The organism is Pseudomonas nunensis, from assembly GCF_024296925.1.
Classification (GTDB): Bacteria; Pseudomonadota; Gammaproteobacteria; order Pseudomonadales; family Pseudomonadaceae; genus Aquipseudomonas; species Aquipseudomonas nunensis.
This window is the reverse complement of record NZ_CP101125.1, coordinates 5,813,687-5,830,660: the sequence shown is the minus strand read 5'-3', so window position 1 is coordinate 5,830,660 and position 16,974 is coordinate 5,813,687. Positions and strand designations below refer to the sequence as shown.

At 59.8% G+C, this 16,974-nt stretch carries 17 protein-coding genes and 1 tRNA gene; 9 read left to right on the top strand and 9 right to left on the bottom strand.

Translation table 11 applies throughout. The annotated features are described in order from the left end of the window. The first annotated feature begins 130 nt into the window (after positions 1-130). Positions 131-580, top strand: a complete 450-nt coding sequence (locus NK667_RS25590) for a hypothetical protein (RefSeq protein ID WP_054054380.1) — start codon at positions 131-133, stop codon at positions 578-580. Then, positions 567-950, top strand: a complete 384-nt coding sequence (locus NK667_RS25585) for a YceK/YidQ family lipoprotein (protein ID WP_236708642.1) — start codon at positions 567-569, stop codon at positions 948-950. Before NK667_RS25590 ends, NK667_RS25585 begins: the two co-directional genes overlap by 14 nt. A 232-nt stretch (positions 951-1,182) precedes the next feature. On the opposite strand, the gene NK667_RS25580 is transcribed toward NK667_RS25585, so the two are convergent. From NK667_RS25580 to NK667_RS25560, 5 genes are all read right to left on the bottom strand, one after another. Next, positions 1,183-1,258, bottom strand: a tRNA-Phe gene (locus NK667_RS25580). Between the two features lie 103 nt (positions 1,259-1,361). Next, positions 1,362-1,634 (bottom strand): oxidative damage protection protein, encoded by a 273-nt coding sequence (locus tag NK667_RS25575; RefSeq protein WP_054054381.1) that lies wholly within the window; start codon positions 1,632-1,634, stop codon positions 1,362-1,364. Beyond that, complete coding sequence (gene mutY / locus NK667_RS25570; protein WP_054616497.1) at positions 1,631-2,698, bottom strand: A/G-specific adenine glycosylase; 1,068 nt, start codon at positions 2,696-2,698, stop codon at positions 1,631-1,633. Before mutY ends, NK667_RS25575 begins: the two co-directional genes overlap by 4 nt. Then, a complete protein-coding gene (locus tag NK667_RS25565; RefSeq protein ID WP_054054385.1) occupies positions 2,695-4,926 on the bottom strand; it encodes an AsmA family protein in 2,232 nt (743 codons plus the stop codon). The genes mutY and NK667_RS25565 overlap by 4 nt, the downstream gene beginning before the upstream one ends. 76 nt (positions 4,927-5,002) lie before the next feature. Further along, complete coding sequence (locus tag NK667_RS25560) at positions 5,003-5,407, bottom strand: acetyl-CoA sensor PanZ family protein (RefSeq protein ID WP_054616496.1); 405 nt, start codon at positions 5,405-5,407, stop codon at positions 5,003-5,005. 275 nt (positions 5,408-5,682) lie between these two features. Between NK667_RS25560 and NK667_RS25555 the strand changes: the two genes are divergently transcribed. The 7 genes from NK667_RS25555 to NK667_RS25525 all read left to right on the top strand — a co-directional run bounded on the left by NK667_RS25555 (position 5,683) and on the right by NK667_RS25525 (position 11,501). Next, the gene (locus tag NK667_RS25555; protein WP_054054393.1) at positions 5,683-7,347 is read left to right on the top strand and encodes an OFA family MFS transporter; all 1,665 of its coding nucleotides are present in this window, start codon (positions 5,683-5,685) and stop codon (positions 7,345-7,347) included. A 267-nt stretch (positions 7,348-7,614) separates the two neighbouring features. Next, the gene (gene hisB / locus NK667_RS25550; RefSeq protein ID WP_003218037.1) at positions 7,615-8,208 is read left to right on the top strand and encodes an imidazoleglycerol-phosphate dehydratase HisB; all 594 of its coding nucleotides are present in this window, start codon (positions 7,615-7,617) and stop codon (positions 8,206-8,208) included. Further along, complete coding sequence (gene hisH, locus NK667_RS25545) at positions 8,208-8,846, top strand: imidazole glycerol phosphate synthase subunit HisH (RefSeq protein WP_033058292.1); 639 nt, start codon at positions 8,208-8,210, stop codon at positions 8,844-8,846. Before hisB ends, hisH begins: the two co-directional genes overlap by 1 nt. Beyond that, complete coding sequence (locus NK667_RS25540) at positions 8,847-9,107, top strand: DUF2164 domain-containing protein (RefSeq protein ID WP_054616495.1); 261 nt, start codon at positions 8,847-8,849, stop codon at positions 9,105-9,107. It abuts the gene before it with no gap. A gap of 42 nt (positions 9,108-9,149) precedes the next feature. Further along, on the top strand, positions 9,150-9,887 hold the full coding sequence (gene hisA, locus NK667_RS25535; RefSeq protein ID WP_010464588.1) for a 1-(5-phosphoribosyl)-5-[(5-phosphoribosylamino)methylideneamino]imidazole-4-carboxamide isomerase: 738 nt from the start codon (positions 9,150-9,152) through the stop codon (positions 9,885-9,887). Between the two features lie 9 nt (positions 9,888-9,896). Further along, positions 9,897-10,667, top strand: coding sequence for an imidazole glycerol phosphate synthase subunit HisF (hisF, locus tag NK667_RS25530; RefSeq protein ID WP_007972752.1), 771 nt, complete (start codon positions 9,897-9,899; stop codon positions 10,665-10,667). A 78-nt stretch (positions 10,668-10,745) separates the two neighbouring features. Further along, positions 10,746-11,501, top strand: a complete 756-nt coding sequence (locus NK667_RS25525) for a substrate-binding periplasmic protein (protein ID WP_054616494.1) — start codon at positions 10,746-10,748, stop codon at positions 11,499-11,501. Positions 11,502-11,629: 128 nt separating this feature from the next. Here the strand turns inward: NK667_RS25525 and NK667_RS25520 are convergent, their stop codons facing one another. The 4 genes from NK667_RS25520 to gpmI form a co-directional block, all read right to left on the bottom strand. Next, positions 11,630-12,406, bottom strand: a complete 777-nt coding sequence (locus NK667_RS25520; protein WP_054616493.1) for a divergent polysaccharide deacetylase family protein — start codon at positions 12,404-12,406, stop codon at positions 11,630-11,632. A gap of 1 nt (position 12,407) precedes the next feature. Further along, the gene (locus NK667_RS25515) at positions 12,408-13,736 is read right to left on the bottom strand and encodes a S41 family peptidase (protein WP_054616492.1); all 1,329 of its coding nucleotides are present in this window, start codon (positions 13,734-13,736) and stop codon (positions 12,408-12,410) included. A 31-nt stretch (positions 13,737-13,767) separates the two neighbouring features. Further along, a complete protein-coding gene (locus NK667_RS25510) occupies positions 13,768-15,063 on the bottom strand; it encodes a murein hydrolase activator EnvC family protein (protein ID WP_054055294.1) in 1,296 nt (431 codons plus the stop codon). A gap of 250 nt (positions 15,064-15,313) precedes the next feature. Further along, positions 15,314-16,843 carry a 2,3-bisphosphoglycerate-independent phosphoglycerate mutase gene (gene gpmI, locus NK667_RS25505; protein WP_054616491.1) on the bottom strand — a complete coding sequence of 510 codons (1,530 nt, stop codon included), beginning with the start codon at positions 16,841-16,843 and terminating at the stop codon, positions 15,314-15,316. Positions 16,844-16,974: the final 131 nt, after the last annotated feature.

Genomic DNA, 16,974 nt, shown 5'->3' with positions numbered 1-16,974 from the left:
GGCATTCGGAATACACCGTGTAGTCCCATTCGCAGTGACCCCAAGTCCCAATCAATCTAAAACTTGAGCATCCCGCCTGAAATCTAAGGGGAGTAGCGAATGGGTTCTGAGGAGCCCGGGAGTAGTCATCATGAAGCACGTCCATTCCTTCGTATTGTCACTCGCCGCCCTCGGCGTTTTGATGTTCCCAGTCCTGTTGCATGCCGCCAGCCTTGATCCAATCGACAGCTCAGGCGTGCAAGTCCAGCCGCAGCAACAAAACGGGATCAGCTACCTGTCCGGTGGTATCGGCGAGGATGAATCCAAAGCCATTCAGCAGGCCAAGGGTTACAACCTGCACATGACGTTCTCTGTCGGCGTGGATAACAAATACATTCCCGATGTGGATGTGGTCATTCAGAAAGCCCAAGGGCAAACAGTGCTGACCCTGAGCCAGGCAGGCCCCTTGGTGTACGTTCAGTTGCCTGCCGGCAAATACACGGTCGTTGCGACCCGTAATGGCGAGGCGAAGCACGACACGACCGATGTCGGAAGTGGCACACCACGTAATCTGGTTTTCCACTGGAATGGTGATCAATAAACGATTGGGCAGTTACGCCGATCAGGAGTCCTTTGCCGCTAAAATCCCGCGCCTCATGAACCGTGACAAAGGGATGCTGGATTTGAAAGGGATTTTACGATTGGGCTCTGTTATGAGCCTTGCGCTGATGCTGGCCGGTTGCGGAACCATGATCGGCCGAATGAACGGCGCGTCGGAAGAGAATTACTACAAAGGTGTGGATGGCAGCCTGCACTTGCTTGGCGCGAGGGGAGGTGGCAGCAGCGGAATGCCGGCGGCTGTCATTTGCTACTTCATGATCGTCTGCCCGGTCATCACCGTCGTTTCGCTGCCGGTGGACGCCGCGCTGGATACGGTCTTGCTGCCAGTGGATTACATCAACACGCTATGACGTTGCATAAGCCTGGAGCGTCTTGTGAGGCCCCGGGCAATCCATGGGCTCACCACGTACGCGTTTGCGCTTCGGCTTGTATTCGATGCAGTCAGAATGCCTCGGCGTCTGAGGTCGGCAAGCCAAAGCGCTGACGCTATGCCAGTGCCGCAGATTGGACGGCCTAACCGTGCCTGATCAAATCGCAGGCATAAAAAAACCCTGAATCTTGCGATTCAGGGTTTTCGGTATTTGGTGCCCAGAGACGGAATCGAACCGCCGACACGGGGATTTTCAATCCCCTGCTCTACCGACTGAGCTATCTGGGCAACGGGGCGCATTAAACTGGTTTTTCAGGGGGTCGTCAAGAAAGTTTTCAAAAAAATTTTAATTATTACCGTCGCTTACGTTCCGACCCCCACAACAACGGGATTATTCAGCTGGCGGAACGTAGCCTTCAGCTTGGGCGTATTCCTCGCCGGAAAAGAACTTGTCCATCTCGCCCTGAAGATATTTGCGATCTTCGGCGTTCATCATGTTCAGGCGTTTTTCGTTGATCAGCAGGGTCTGGTGTTTCTGCCAGTCGGCCCAGGCCTTGGCGGAGACGTGATCGAAAATGTCCTGGCCTTTGGCGCCAGGGAACGGAGCGCGCTCCAGGGCGGGCAATTCTTCTTTGTACTTGCGGCACATGATGGTGCGGGTCATGACGACTCTCCTGCGTTCAATACGGCGGCCGCGCGTTCGAGCAAGGTTTTGACCGGGGCGGCAAGGCCCAGGCGCGGCGGGGTGGCGAGGTTATACCAGAGCCAGTCGGCCTCGGCCACGTGATGGCCGGCCTCCTGGACCTGAACCAGCCAGGGTTCGATGGACAACTGGAAGTGGCTGAAGGTGTGCACCAGGGCCGGCAGCGCTTGTTGGCTGCCCAGCTCCAGCGAATGCTGCGTGGCGAGGTGTTGCAGGTCGTCGAGGTCATCGAGTTCCGGCAAGCTCCACAAACCGCCCCACAGGCCCGTGGAAGGGCGACGGTAAAGCAGAATCGCGCCTTCGCTGTTGGCGAGCATTGGCATCAGCGTGCGCTTCTGCGGTACGGCTTTGCGCGGCTTGGGGATCGGGTAGCGGGTTTCCAGGCCGAGCATGTGCGCTTCGCAGCCCTTTTCCAGCGGGCAGAGCAGGCAACTCGGTTTACTGCGGGTGCAGAGCGTGGCGCCCAGATCCATCATTGCCTGGGTGTAGGCGTTGACCCGATCATGCGGCGTAAAGCGCTCAGCGTTCGCCCAGAGCTGTTTCGCGACCTTCGGCTCGCCCGGATAGCCCTCTTGCGCGGTAAAGCGCGCCAGCACCCGTTTGACGTTGCCGTCGAGGATCGGCGCGCGCAAGCCCATGCTCAGGCTGGCTATAGCGCCGGCCGTGGACAAACCGATGCCCGGCAGCTCAACCAGTTTTTCCACATCTCGGGGAAATTCGCCGCCGTATTCGGCGACGACAATTTTTGCGGTCTTCTGCAAATTGCGCGCACGAGTGTAGTAACCCAGGCCCGTCCACAGGTGCAGCACTTCGTCTTCCGGTGCGGCGGCCAAGGCTTCGACCGTTGGCAGCGACGCCATGAAGCGGTCGAAGTAATTCAGCACGGTGCTGACCTGGGTCTGCTGCAACATGATTTCCGAGACCCACACCCGATACGGGGTGATGCCTTGTTGCCAGGGCAAGTCGTGGCGGCCGTGGCGGTCGTACCAATCCAGCACCGCCGATGAAAACTGCTCGGCTCTCATCGCTTGAACAGCCCCTTCAATGCGTTTTTCAGTTCCGGGCTGACCTTGTCACCGAGCTTCTCGTCGATCTTGTCGCTGAGCTTTTCGCCAGCCAGTTTGGCCGCGACCTGGCCCATGCGTTCGTTGTCGACGCGGCACGCCTTGGCGCCGAGTTCCAGCGGGCCACGGCAGCGCAGCGGCCACTCGATGCCGACGAACTTCTCGCCGACTTGGCAAGCCGGATCGGGCATGGCGCTGGTGTCGCCTTCGACGATGATGCCGACACGATAGTCCATGCCCAGCACCCGCAGATCGACGTCGCCGTCACCATTGACGGTCATGCCCGGGATGCGCACTTTCATGTCCGGGTTGCTCGCCACGCCGTTGCGGAAGGTCAGGTTGCCCTTGAGTTCCTGGAACGGCGTGTCCTTGCCCCGAGGTTCGCCGCTGAGGCTTTTACGGTTCAGGGTGGCGATGCCTTTGCACAGTTGTTGCTCAAGGTTAGCGTTGAGCAGCACGCCGTTGTTGATGACAAAACTGGCGTTGCCGTTGAGGGTTTCGACCAACGCTTTTTGGCTGTTGCCGCTACCGGTCAGTGCGCTGGTGAGCGTCACCAGGCCTTTGACTGGCGGATTCTTGCCCTGGCTTTCGAGGATTTTTTCCACCGGCACTTTGGTGATGTGGGTCTGCATGCTCAGCGCTGGTACTTGCTGACGCACATCCAGCGTGCCCTTGGCTTCGAAGTTGCCGTTGTACAAGTCACCGCGCAGATTTTCCAGGGTCAGCAAGCCGCCCTGGCCGTTGGCCTTGAGCGCTGCGTTCTGGATCGGCAGTTTGTCCAGGGTCAGCTGGCCGAAGGTCAGGTCGGCATCCACGTCGAGTTTGGCCAGGCGCTCCACCGGCAACAGGCGTTCGGTGCTCCACGCGCCTTTGGTCGGTGATTCCGGCAGCGGCGTGCTGCCCGCGCCGGCCATGGCATCGGCCTCGGTGCTGGCCACTTCGGCCTGACGCACTTGCGTGGCGCTGTTGGCTTCGGCAGATTTTGGTGGCAGGTAACGGTCGACGTTGAACGTGTCAGCCTTGAGGATCGCGCGCAGCGATTGTTTGGCGAAGTCCTCGATGGCGATGCGGCCGCTGAAGCTGCTGTCATCGACTTTCAGGTTGATGTTGTCGAACGACAGGCTGGTCGGCGTGCCGGCCAGACGGCTGACCAGTTCGACTTTGCTCAGGCTGCCTTCGGCCATGGCCGGAAGTTTCTGGCCGATGCTGTCGACGAATTTCGCCAGGTCAAACTGGGCAATCGACAGTCCGCCATTGATCTGCGGGGTCTTGTCGAGGTCGTTGACCTTCAGTTCACCCAAGGCGCGCAACTGGTTGGCGGAGATCTTGATACCGGTCCATTCGGCGACGTTGGCTGCTTTGTCCAGCAGCAACTGGCCCTGGGCGGCGAAGGTCATGGTCTTGCCTTGCAGCGGGTCGCCGGTCACTTCGCCCGACAGTTTCATGTCTTCAAACTGGTAACGCTGGAGCGCGCGGGCAATGCGCAATTCACCGTTCAGCTCGGTACGCACGCGCAGCGCCGGCTGGTTGGAAGACAGGAACGCGGTGAGTTTGAGCGGAATATTGGTCGAATCGTGAACCGCGCCGGTGCTCATCTGGATGCTTTCGGCGGTGTAGCTCTTGCCGGTTTTCTCATCGTTGTATTCAACCCGCGCGTTGTTCACGGTCAGGCTGTCGATGTCCAGGCGGATCGGCTGCGGTGGTTTTTCCGCGACGACCGGGGCTTCCGGGGCCGGTTCGCCAGCGGGAACGGCGGGCGGGGTCGCGCCGGTATTCGCCGGGGCCGGGATCTTGCCGATGTCTTCCCAGTTGCCGTGGCCGTCCTTGTCGCGGTTCAGGCGCAGGTTCAGGCCTTCGACGCGGACGTCGCTCATCTGTACTTCACGGCGCAGCAGCGGCAGTACGCGCACCGACAGGCCGAGCATCTGCAAGTCAGCGAACGGTTCGGTGGGTTTGACCAGGGTCGCGACACTGGCTTCGTGCAATTCCAGGCCTAGCCACGGGAACAGGCTCCAACCGATGTCGCCATTGAGCGTCAGCTCGATGTGGGCCTTGTCGCGGGCAATCTGGCGAATCTCGTCTTTATAGTCGTTGGGATCGAAGAGGTGCGTCAGGGCAAAGCCCAGCGCCACAATGATCAGCAACAGCCCGAGAAGTACCAGACCCAGGATTTTGCCGAACGCTTTCATGGGCGAGTCCTTGTAGTTAGTCGAATTCGAAATTTAGCCGGGGAGTATAGCGCTCCGAAACTGACGACCGGTCAGTTCATATGGGCAGCACGTCCAGCGGCACGTTCAGTTTGGCCGCCAGTGCCTGGGCTTCCAGGTGCCCGGCAGGCGCCAGCAAACGTAATGTCGCGCCCGATTGCGACGCCATTTTCTGTGCTTCGTTCACCAGGCGCTCCGCCACCCCACGGCGACGGGTAATTTTTCTCACGCAAATTTGCGACAAGTGCCAGACGTCCTGTTGACGTTGCAGACGTGCCGCACCGAGTAGCCGATCGTTGAAGCGCCCAGCGATCAGCGAGCCGTCCCGCAGGCATCCCTCAATCAACTGCACTTCACCGGCAAATGGCGCAAACAGCCAGTCCGGCGCGTCGCGGTAGATCTTTTGCAGATCTTGCTGATCCTGGTAAGTGGCTTCGTTCAGCGGCTCGACGATGATCGGCATGGCGGTTCCTGAAAGAAATTTTTACAGATATCACCTCTGTAGGCGCTGCCGAAGGCTGCGCCTACAGAGAAAAGAGGTCAGACGACATACAAAAGGTGATGTCAGTTTGGTTTTTCTGTCACGAGCAAATGGTAACCTCTGCGGGTTCGTCCGTCCTTCTGCGACTTAACGTCGCGCCTAAATGGAGCTTCACTTAAAAAAGGTCATGCCTGCGTGCATAAAGGCCGGAGGTGAGGAGTGGCTGGCGAACCATACTAATAATTGGGGGATACACAATGAGCACGAGCATCACGGCGGACGGCGCAGTAGCCGGCCAGCCCGCGTTCCTGTCCAAGGAACGCATCATCGCCAAGCCCGGTTTCAACCGTTGGCTGGTACCACCGGCCGCTTTGGCCATCCACCTGTGCATCGGCATGGCCTACGGCTTCTCGGTGTTCTGGTTGCCGCTGTCCAAGGCCCTGGGCGTCACCGCTCCGGTCGCTTGTGCGCCGGACATGAGCTTCATCTCGCAAATCTTCTCGTCCCAATGTGACTGGCCGATCTCGATGCTCGGCTGGATCTACACCCTGTTCTTCATCTTCCTCGGCTGCTCGGCAGCAATCTGGGGTGGCTGGCTGGAACATGCCGGCCCACGTAAGGCTGGCGTTGTATCGGCACTGTGCTGGTGCGGCGGTCTGCTGATTTCGGCGCTGGGGATTTATACCCACCAGATCTGGCTGATGTGGGTTGGCTCCGGGGTCATTGGCGGTATCGGTCTGGGCCTGGGCTACATCTCGCCGGTCTCGACCCTGATCAAGTGGTTCCCGGACAAGCGCGGTATGGCGACGGGCATGGCGATCATGGGTTTCGGTGGTGGTGCGATGGTTGGCGCTCCGCTGGCAGCAGCCCTGATGGGCCACTTTGCTTCGCCGACCGGTGTGGGCGTGTGGCAGAGCTTCCTGGTGATGGCCGCGATCTACTTCGTGTTCATGATCGGCGGCGCATTGTCCTACCGCGTTCCGCCAACCGGCTGGAAGCCTGAAGGCTGGACCGCTCCGGCGAAAAAAGTGGCGAACGCGATGATCACTCATCGTCACGTCCACGTGAACGTCGCCTGGAAAACCCCGCAATTCCGTTTGGTATGGCTGGTGCTGTGCCTGAACGTATCCGCCGGTATCGGCATCCTCGGCATGGCTTCGCCACTGTTGCAGGAAGTGTTTGGCGGCAAACTGATCGGTGTAGACCTGCCATTCGGCAAACTGGACGCCGGGCAACTGGCTTCGATCGCGGCAATTGCGGCTGGTTTCACCGGCTTGCTGAGCCTGTTCAACATCGGCGGCCGGTTCTTCTGGGCTTCGTTCTCCGATTACCTGGGTCGTAAAAACACCTATTTCGTGTTCTTCGCCCTGGGCTTTGCCCTGTACGCGTTGATCCCGAACCTCGGTCACCTGGGTAACGTTGCGCTGTTCGTGGCGGCGTTCTGCATCATCCTGTCGATGTACGGCGGCGGTTTTGCGACTGTTCCGGCTTACCTGGCTGACCTCTTCGGTACGCAAATGGTCGGCGCGATCCACGGTCGTTTGTTGACGGCGTGGGCGGCGGCGGGCGTGTTGGGTCCGGTGTTGGTGAACTACCTGCGTGAGTATCAACTGAGCATCGGCGTTGAACGTGCCGCGGCTTACGACATCACGCTGTACATCCTCGCGGGCCTGCTGGTGCTGGGTTTCCTGTGCAACCTGCTGGTACGTCCGGTGGCCGACAAGTACTTCATGACCGACGCTGAACTGGCTGCTGAACAAGCGCTGGGCCACGACAAAGGTGCTGACAGCAGCACCGTACTGGAGTGGAAAGCTGCGCCGGGCACAAAGCCGTTGGCGATTGCCGCCTGGCTGGTGGTGGGGATTCCGTTGGCTTGGGGTGTTTGGGTGACGTTGCAGAAGACAGCGGTGTTGTTCCACTAAGTCTGTAAACGCACTACCCCTGTGGGAGCGGGCTTGCTCGCGAAGAGGGCGTGTCAGTCGACATGAATGTTGGCTGACACACCGCATTCGCGAGCAAGCCCGCTCCCACATTTGTTTTGTGTGTGCGGCAAAACGCTTGTATGGACATGTCTATCCCCGACAACCCGGGAGTCTGTCCGTCAGCCATATCACGTCTCGTGTTTCTGTTTCCGGCCCGCGCCCCTATAATGGCTGCCTTTTTCGCCCAATGATTTTGCGGAGCTGGTGATGGCCGAACGTAAGGCGTCTGTCGAGCGCGACACTCTGGAAACCCAGATCAAAGCCTCGATCAACCTGGATGGCACCGGAAAGGCCCGATTTGATATCGGTGTTCCTTTTCTTGAGCACATGCTGGACCAGATCGCCCGTCACGGGCTGATCGACCTGGATATTGTCAGCAAGGGCGACCTGCATATCGACGACCACCACACCGTGGAAGACGTCGGTATCACCCTGGGTCAGGCCTTTGCCAAAGCCATCGGCGACAAGAAAGGCATCCGTCGCTACGGCCACGCCTACGTGCCGCTCGATGAAGCGCTGTCGCGCGTGGTGATCGACTTCTCCGGCCGTCCTGGCCTGCAGATGCACGTTCCGTATACCCGCGCCACCGTTGGCGGCTTCGACGTTGACCTGTTCCAGGAATTCTTCCAGGGCTTCGTCAATCATGCGCTCGTCAGCCTGCACATCGACAACCTGCGCGGCACCAACACTCACCACCAGATCGAAACCGTGTTCAAGGCTTTCGGCCGCGCCCTGCGCATGGCGGTAGAGCTGGATGACCGCATGGCCGGGCAAATGCCATCGACCAAGGGCGTTCTGTAATGCAGACGGTCGCGGTTATCGATTACGGCATGGGCAACCTGCACTCGGTGGCCAAGGCCCTCGAGCACGTCGGTGCCGGCAAGGTCTTGATCACCAGCGATGCCGATGTGATTCGCGAAGCCGACCGGGTAGTTTTCCCCGGCGTCGGCGCGATTCGCGACTGCATGGCGGAGATCCGTCGCCTGGGTTTCGACTCCCTTGTGCGTGAAGTCAGCCAGGACCGTCCGTTCCTCGGCATCTGCGTCGGCATGCAAGCCTTGCTCGACAGCAGTGAAGAAAACGACGGCGTGGACTGCATCGGCCTGTTCCCGGGCGCGGTGAAGTTCTTCGGCAAAGACCTGCATGAAGACGGCGAACACCTGAAAGTCCCGCACATGGGCTGGAACGAAGTGAAGCAGACGGTGAGTCATCCGCTGTGGCACAACATTCCGGACCTGGCGCGTTTCTACTTCGTGCACAGCTACTACATCGCTGCCGGCAACCCGCGGCAAGTGGTGGGTGGCGGTCATTACGGTGTCGATTTCGCTGCGGCGCTGGCCGATGGCTCGCGTTTCGCCGTGCAGTTCCACCCGGAGAAGAGCCATACCCATGGCCTGCAATTGCTGCAGAACTTCGCCGCGTGGGATGGTCGCTGGTAAATGGCCGTCAAGAAATCCAAGCCGCCGATCCTGACCCTCACTCCCGAACAGGAGAACGAGGCCAATCACAAGATCAAGCGGTTCATGGAGGATCGCTTCGAACTGGACCTGGGTTCGTTCGAAGCGGCGGAAATTCTTGAGCTGTTTACCCGCGAAATCGCGCCGCACTATTACAACAGGGCGATTTTCGATGTGCAGACGCACCTTAAAGAAAGGTTCGAAAGCATCGAAAGCGACCTGTGGGCGCTCGAGAAAAACTGATTTCCGAGCGAAGCTGAACAATCGAATTTGAAGGTTTGCCAGATGCTGATTATTCCCGCTATCGATCTCAAGGACGGTGCCTGTGTTCGTCTGCGCCAGGGCCGCATGGAAGATTCCACGGTGTTCTCCGATGACCCGGTGAGCATGGCTGCCAAGTGGGTGGAGGGCGGTTGCCGTCGTCTGCATCTGGTCGATTTGAACGGCGCCTTCGAAGGCCAGCCGGTCAACGGCGAAGTGGTCACCGCGATTGCCAAGCGCTATCCGAACCTGCCGATCCAGATCGGTGGCGGTATTCGCTCCCTGGAAACCATCGAGCACTACGTCAAGGCTGGCGTTAGCTACGTGATCATCGGCACCAAAGCCGTGAAAGACCCGGCCTTCGTTGCAGAAGCCTGCCGCGCATTCCCGGGCAAGGTCATCGTTGGTCTCGACGCTAAAGACGGTTTTGTCGCCACCGACGGCTGGGCTGAAATCAGCACCATTCAGGTGATCGATCTGGCCAAGCAATTCGAAGCCGACGGCGTGTCCGCGATCGTTTATACCGACATCGCCAAAGACGGCATGATGCAGGGCTGCAACGTTCCGTTCACCGCCGCCCTGGCCGCTGCCACGCGTATTCCGGTGATCGCTTCCGGCGGTATTCACAACCTGGGTGACATCAAGTCGCTGCTCGACGCCAAGGCGCCAGGCATCATCGGCGCCATCACCGGCCGGGCGATCTACGAAGGCACCCTCGACGTCGCGGAAGCGCAAGCTTTCTGCGATTCGTACAAAGGCTGAGGACTGACCATGGCGCTGGCCAAACGCATCATCCCTTGCCTGGACGTGGATAACGGCCGGGTCGTCAAAGGTGTGAAGTTCGAAAACATCCGCGACGCCGGTGACCCGGTGGAAATCGCCCGTCGCTACGACGAGCAGGGTGCCGACGAGATTACCTTCCTCGACATCACCGCCAGCGTCGATGGTCGCGACACCACGCTGCACACCGTCGAGCGCATGGCCAGCCAGGTGTTTATCCCGCTGACCGTCGGCGGCGGCGTGCGCACCGTGCAGGACATTCGCAACTTGCTGAATGCCGGCGCGGACAAGGTCTCGATCAACACTGCTGCCGTGTTCAATCCGGAATTCGTCGGTGAAGCGGCGCAGCATTTCGGTTCGCAATGCATCGTCGTCGCCATCGACGCGAAGAAGGTCTCCGGTCCGGGCGAAACCCCGCGCTGGGAAATCTTCACCCACGGCGGGCGCAAGCCAACCGGTCTCGACGCCGTTGAATGGGCGAAGAAGATGGAAGGCCTGGGCGCCGGTGAAATCCTGCTGACCAGCATGGACCAGGACGGCATGAAAAACGGCTTCGACCTCGGCGTCACCCGCGCTATCAGCGATGCGCTGGGTATTCCGGTGATCGCTTCCGGCGGCGTCGGCAACCTGCAGCATCTGGCCGACGGCATCATCGAAGGCCACGCCAGCGCGGTGCTGGCGGCGAGTATTTTCCACTTCGGCGAGTACACCGTGCAGGAAGCCAAGGCCTACATGGCCCATCGCGGAATCGTGATGCGCTAAACAAACCGATACAGGCCAGTGGACAGCATGGCGGGCTCAGGGCACTCTTGGGCACGCCATGGATTCCGGTAGCCCGACATGTTCAAACGTTTTCTTCTCGTCCTCGCCAGCGCTTCTCTGTTGCTCATCAACGGAGCCCGCGCCGAAGAAAGTCCCGCCACCGATCTGGTGCTGCTGACGGAAAACTTCCCGCCATACAACATGGCAAAGAACGGCAAAAACTTCGCTCAGGACGAGAACATCAACGGCATCGCCGTGGACATCGTCCGCGAGATGTTCAAGCGCACCGACATCACCTACAGCCTGACATTGCGTTTCCCCTGGGAGCGCATCTACAAACTCGCCCTGGAGAAACCCGGTTACGGCGTGTTTGTGATGGCGCGGCTGCCGGATCGCGAGAAGCTCTTCAAGTGGGTCGGCCCAATCGGCCCGGATGACTGGATCATGTTGGCCAAGGCTGACAGCAAGATCACCCTCGAGACGCTGGATCAGGCACGCAAATACAAGATCGGCGCCTACAAGGGCGATGCGATTGCCGAGACCTTGGCCAAGCAGGGTTTGAAGCCGATTGTGGTGCTGCGGGATCAGGACAACGCCAGGAAACTGGTCAGCGGCCAGATTGATCTGTGGGCCACTGGTGATCCGGCGGGTCGTTATCTGGCGCGCCAGGATGGCGTGACCGGACTCAAGACGGTGCTGCGCTTCAACAGTGCCGAGCTGTACCTGGCGCTGAATAAAGACGTGCCGGATGAGATTGTCGCCAAGCTTCAAGCGGCGTTGGATCAGATGCGCAAGGAAGGCGTGGTGGACGACATCATGGCGAAGTATCTCTGACACCACCCATTCAAAAATGTGGGAGCGGGCTTGCTCGCGAATGCGGTGTGTCAGTCAACATTCATGTCGACTGACACTCCCTCTTCGCGAGCAAGCCCGCTCCCACAGTAGTTTTGTGGTGTTGCGAATTACCGGTACACGCCATCCTTTCCATGCGCAGCCGTCGCCCGATTGCTGCGCACGCTGATCATCATTTTGATGTCGATCCAGTCAATTCCCTGAGCTTTCAGCTTCGGCAGTTCACGCTCCAGCACCGCCAGCGTCTGCGGATATGGATGCCCGATCATCACCGCCGAACCTTGCTTGTGCGCCAGGCTGATCGCCGTTTGCAACTGGGTGAAGATCGCCGCTTCAGTGCGCTCATCATCGAGAAACACATCCCGCGAAACACTCGCCAAGCCAATCTTCTGCGCTTCAGCCGCGCCCACGGTTTGTGCGCTGGTGCGGCTGTCGACGAAGAATTTATGTCGGCGCTGCAAGTCCGCCATCAACCAGGCCATGGCCGGTTGCTGGGCGGTCATGCGGCTGCCCATGTGGTTGTTGATGCCGGCGGTGTACGGCACAGCCTTGAACGCGGCGTTGAGGCGCTTTTCCAGCTCTTCGATGGGCAGATCAGGATGCCAGGCGAACGGGCCGGTGGCCGGGTCCATGGGCATGTGCAGGATGACGACTTTGCCGGCGCGATGGGCTTCGCGGGCGAATTCAGCGGCGTGAGGTGTGTCGGGCATGATCGCCGTGGTCACCGGCCCGGGCAGGGCGAGCACGCGACGATCCCGGGGCAGGTTCTGCCCCAGGTCATCGATGATCAGTGTCAGGTAAGCCTTGTGCGGGGAGGTCTTGGCGGGCTCTGCGTGAGCAGCACCCGCCAGACAGCACAACAAACCGAGGATGAAGCGCAAGCGCATCTCAGCGGCCGGAGGTGATGCTCAGCCCTTTGAGCAGGCTCAGGGCCTGGGCCAATTGGTAATCGTCATCCTGCGGCATTGCCTTGGCTTTGCTGCTGGACGTCGGCTTGTCGGCGCCGCCGTTGCCATTGCCCAAGTGACCTTGCAGATCGGCTTCCTTGAAGTACTCGCCGTCCTGTTCGTTGGTGATCTTGGCCTTGCGCACTTCGATGTCCGGGACGATGCCCTGAGCCTGGATCGAGCGACCGTTCGGCGTGAAGTACAGCGCGGTGGTGATCTTCAGGGCGCGATCGTTGTTCAGCGGCAGCACGGTTTGTACCGACCCTTTGCCGAAACTGGTGGTGCCCATCAGCACAGCGCGTTTCTGATCCTGCAAGGCACCGGCGACGATTTCCGAGGCCGAGGCGCTGCCGCCGTTGATCAGCACAACCATTGGCACCGCTTCGCTTTCGTCTTTGCCGGTGGCGGAGAAGCGCAGTTCGGAGTTGGCGATGCGGCCCTTGGTGTAGACGATCAGGCCCTTGGTGATGAAGTGGTCGACCACTTCCACCGCTGCTTGCAGCACGCCGCCCGGGTTGTTACGCAGGTCGAGGATGATGCCGTTGAGCTTCTTGCCGTTGTCCTTGCGCAACTTGGCCAGGGCCTTGGAAACTTCTTCGCCGGTCTTGACCTGGAACTGGGTGATACGGATGTAGCCGTAGCCGGATTCCAGCAACTGCGCCTTGACGCTCTTGACCTGGATCGTGGCGCGGGTCAGCACCACGTCGAATGGCGTGCCACCGTCGCGAACGAGGGTCAGGGTGATTTTCTGGCCGATCTTGCCGCGCATCTTGTCCACGGCTTCGGTCATGGTCTGGCCGCGAGTCGGTGCACCGTTGATCTTGACGATAAAGTCGCCAGCCTGAATGCCGGCCTTGGACGCCGGGGTGTCGTCGATTGGCGACACCACTTTGATGAAGCCGTCTTCGGCACCGACTTCGATGCCCAAGCCGCCGAATTCGCCGCTGGTGCTTTCCTGCAGTTCAGCGAAGTCTTCCGGGCCCAGGTAGGCGGAGTGCGGGTCGAGATTGCTGAGCATGCCCTTGATGGCATTCTCCAGCAGGGTCTTGTCGTCTACCGGTTCGACATACGCGGCTTTGATCCGGTCCATGACCTCGGCAAAGGTGCGCAACTCTTCCAGAGGCAATGGCGCCTTGGTGGTCGCAGCGGTGCCCGCAGGTGCAGGAGCTGGCGCAGCCGCCGGGGCAGGCTGAGCGGCGAACGCCAGAGGCGCGCCGATCACCAGGGCGATCGTCAGGGCCAGCGAGGTAAGGCGGGACAAATGCAGCATGTCGAACGAACTCCTGAATTAGATGCCGTGCTTATCCTTGCGCACGACACCATTGCGCTGGATCACTCGGGTGACCCTGCTGACGAATTGCGAAATACAGCGCTGGTGTGTCCTGGCCGCCACTGTTACCGACAGTGGAGATGGACTCACCGGCTTTAACCACGTCACCCGCAGACTTGAGCAGCGTCTGGTTGTGACCGTAAAGACTCAAAAAACCGTTGCCGTGGTCCAGAATCACCAGCAGCCCGGCACCGCGCAACCAATCGGCGAACACTACGCGGCCACCGTGAACGGCATGCACCTGACTGCCGGCGGAGGCGCTGATCATCACGCCGTCCCACTTGGTCCGGGCATCGTCGCCGCGGCTTTCACCGAAGCGCGCCAACAGTCGACCATCAACCGGCCATGGAAGTTTGCCGCGGGCTGAAGCAAATGCGCCGCCAAAGGTCTCGCCTGAACTGGAAACTAGCGCGCCAGGTGTCGGTTTGGCGGGTTTGCGTGGGGCATCAGTGTTGGCGTCGGCCTGTTCCTGAGCCTCACGTAAACGCTTTTTTTCGGCTTCCTGCTGGGCAATCAGCGCTTTTTGTCGCGCTTCTTCTGCCTCACGAGCCTGGCGAGCCAGGGTTTCTTCGATGGTTTTAAGGACTTTAGACAGGTCTGCCTGATCCTGCTCGCGGGCGGCGAGCTTCTGATCGCGTGCCTTGACGTCGTCGTTGAGCTTGGCCAGGGCCTTTTGGCGTTCCTGGCGAACCTTGTCGAGTTCGTCACGCTGGCTGTCGAGGCTGCTTTTTTGCACCAGCAACTGAGCCTGTTGCATCGAAATGTCTTTTTCGACGTTGGCCAGTTGGCGCAAGGTTTCGTTGAAATTTTTCAGCTGCTCCAGGCGGGCCTGGCTCAGGTAGTCGTAATAAGTGAGGGTGCGGGCGAATTTTTCTGGATTTTGCTGGTTGAGCAGCAGCTTGAGGTACTCCTGACGGCCATTCTGATAGGCCGCGCGGGCCTGTATGGCGATCAGTCGTTGCTGTTCAATGCGCGCGCTCTGGAGTTTTTTTTTCTCACCATCGAGTCGCTGCAGCTCGGATTCGCTTTTCTTCAGCTCTTTTTGCAGGGCATCGACCTGCTTCTCGAGCTTGCCCATTTCGGTCTCGGTGCCCTTGAGGTCTTTTTGCACACCGGATTTTTCTTCCTGCACCTTGCTCAGCAGTTTTTTCAGCTCGGCAATGTCCTGACGCGTGGCGTCCAACTGTTGTTGGGTTTGCGCGCGCTCGTCAGCAAAGGCCGGTTGGAGCAGGCAAGTCAGAGCGAGGGCTATCAGGACGCGAAGCATAGAGGCGGGTGATACCAGGGAAAGGGACGGCCTAGTATGCCCGGCAAGCGCCGCAAAAAAAATGCCCAATTGGGACTGTGTGATAACTGGAGTGGAGTTGCCTCCAAAAACACTCCAAAACACCACAAAACCAATGTGGGAGCGGGCTTGCTCGCGAAGAGGGTGTGTCAGGCGACATCTTTATTGCCTGATACACCGCATTCGCGAGCAAGCCCGCTCCCACAGGGTTTTTCGGTGTTTGAAAGAGCGATTACACCAAAATCGAAGTCCCGGTCATTTCTTTCGGGATTTCCAGGCCCATCAGCATCAGCATGGTCGGCGCGACATCCGCCAGCACGCCGCCATCACGGACCTTGAAGTCACGCTTGCCGACATAAATGAACGGCACCGGCTCGGTGGTGTGAGCGGTGTGTGCCTGGTGGGTTTCTTCGTCGGACATTTTTTCGCAGTTGCCGTGGTCGGCAGTGATCAGCGCTTCGCCGCCGACTTTTTCCAGCGCGGCGGTGATGCGACCGACGCACAGGTCCAGGCATTCCACAGCTTTCACCGCAGCTTCAAGGTTGCCGCTGTGGCCGACCATGTCGCCGTTGGCGTAGTTGACCACGATCACGTCGTAGCGCTGATTTTCGATGGCGTCGACGATGCGGTCGGTAACTTCCGGGGCGCTCATCTCTGGCTGCAAGTCATAGGTGGCGACTTTTGGCGACGGGATCAGGATGCGTTCTTCGCCCGGGAACGGTTCTTCGCGACCGCCAGAGAAGAAGAAGGTCACGTGGGCATATTTTTCGGTTTCAGCGATACGCAGCTGAGTCTTGCCGTTTTTCGCCAGGTAATCGCCCAGCACGTTTTCCAGGCTGCCAGCGGCGAAGGCCGACGGTGCAGGAATGCTGGCGGCGTATTGGGTCAGCATCACGAAGCCGGCCAGTTTTGGCTGGCGCGCCCGTTCGAAGTCCTTGAAATCGTCTTCGACGAACACGCGGGTCAGTTCACGGGCGCGGTCAGCGCGGAAGTTCATGAACACCACGGCGTCGCCGTCTTCGACTTTCACCGGCTCGCCGATCGAGGTGGCTTTGACGAATTCGTCGCTCTCGCCACGCTCGTAAGCGGCTTGCAGGCCTTCCTGAGCGGTGGCGGCGTTGAATTCGCCGTTGCCGTCGACAATCAGGTTGTAAGCCTGGGCTACACGATCCCAACGGTTGTCACGGTCCATGGCGAAATAACGGCCGACGATGCTGGCGATCCGGCCTTTACCCAAAGCCTGGAACGTCGCGTCGAGCAGTTCGATGGACGACTGGGCGCTTTTCGGCGGGGTGTCGCGACCGTCGAGGAAAGCGTGCAAGTAGATTTTTTCGGCGCCGCGCTTGAAGGCCAGTTCGGCCATGGCGACCAGGTGATCCTGGTGGCTGTGCACGCCGCCGTCGGACAGCAGACCCATGAAGTGCACGGCTTTGCCAGCAGCGACGGCTTTATCGACGGCGGCGCAGATGGTCGGGTTCTCGAAGAACTCGCCGTCGCGGATCGATTTGGTCACGCGGGTGAAGTCCTGATACACCACGCGGCCGGCGCCGAGGTTCATGTGGCCGACTTCGGAGTTGCCCATCTGGCCGTCCGGCAAGCCGACGTCCATGCCGCTGCCCGAGATCAGGCCGTTCGGTACGCTGGCGGTCAGACGGTCCAGGACTGGCTTCTTCGCCGAGTACACGGCGTTGGCTTCGTGGCTCTCACTGTGACCGAAGCCATCGAGAATGATCAGGACCAAAGGTTTAGGCGTGGTAGTCATGGATTCCACTCGTGGCTGAGTTAAAAAGAGGGCGATGGAAAAGGGAGTGGCAGTTTAAAGCGAAGTTCACACCGCGTCACCGCCGGACGGGGTTTGGCCCACCCTAGGGGCTGTGTATACTGGCCCACTTT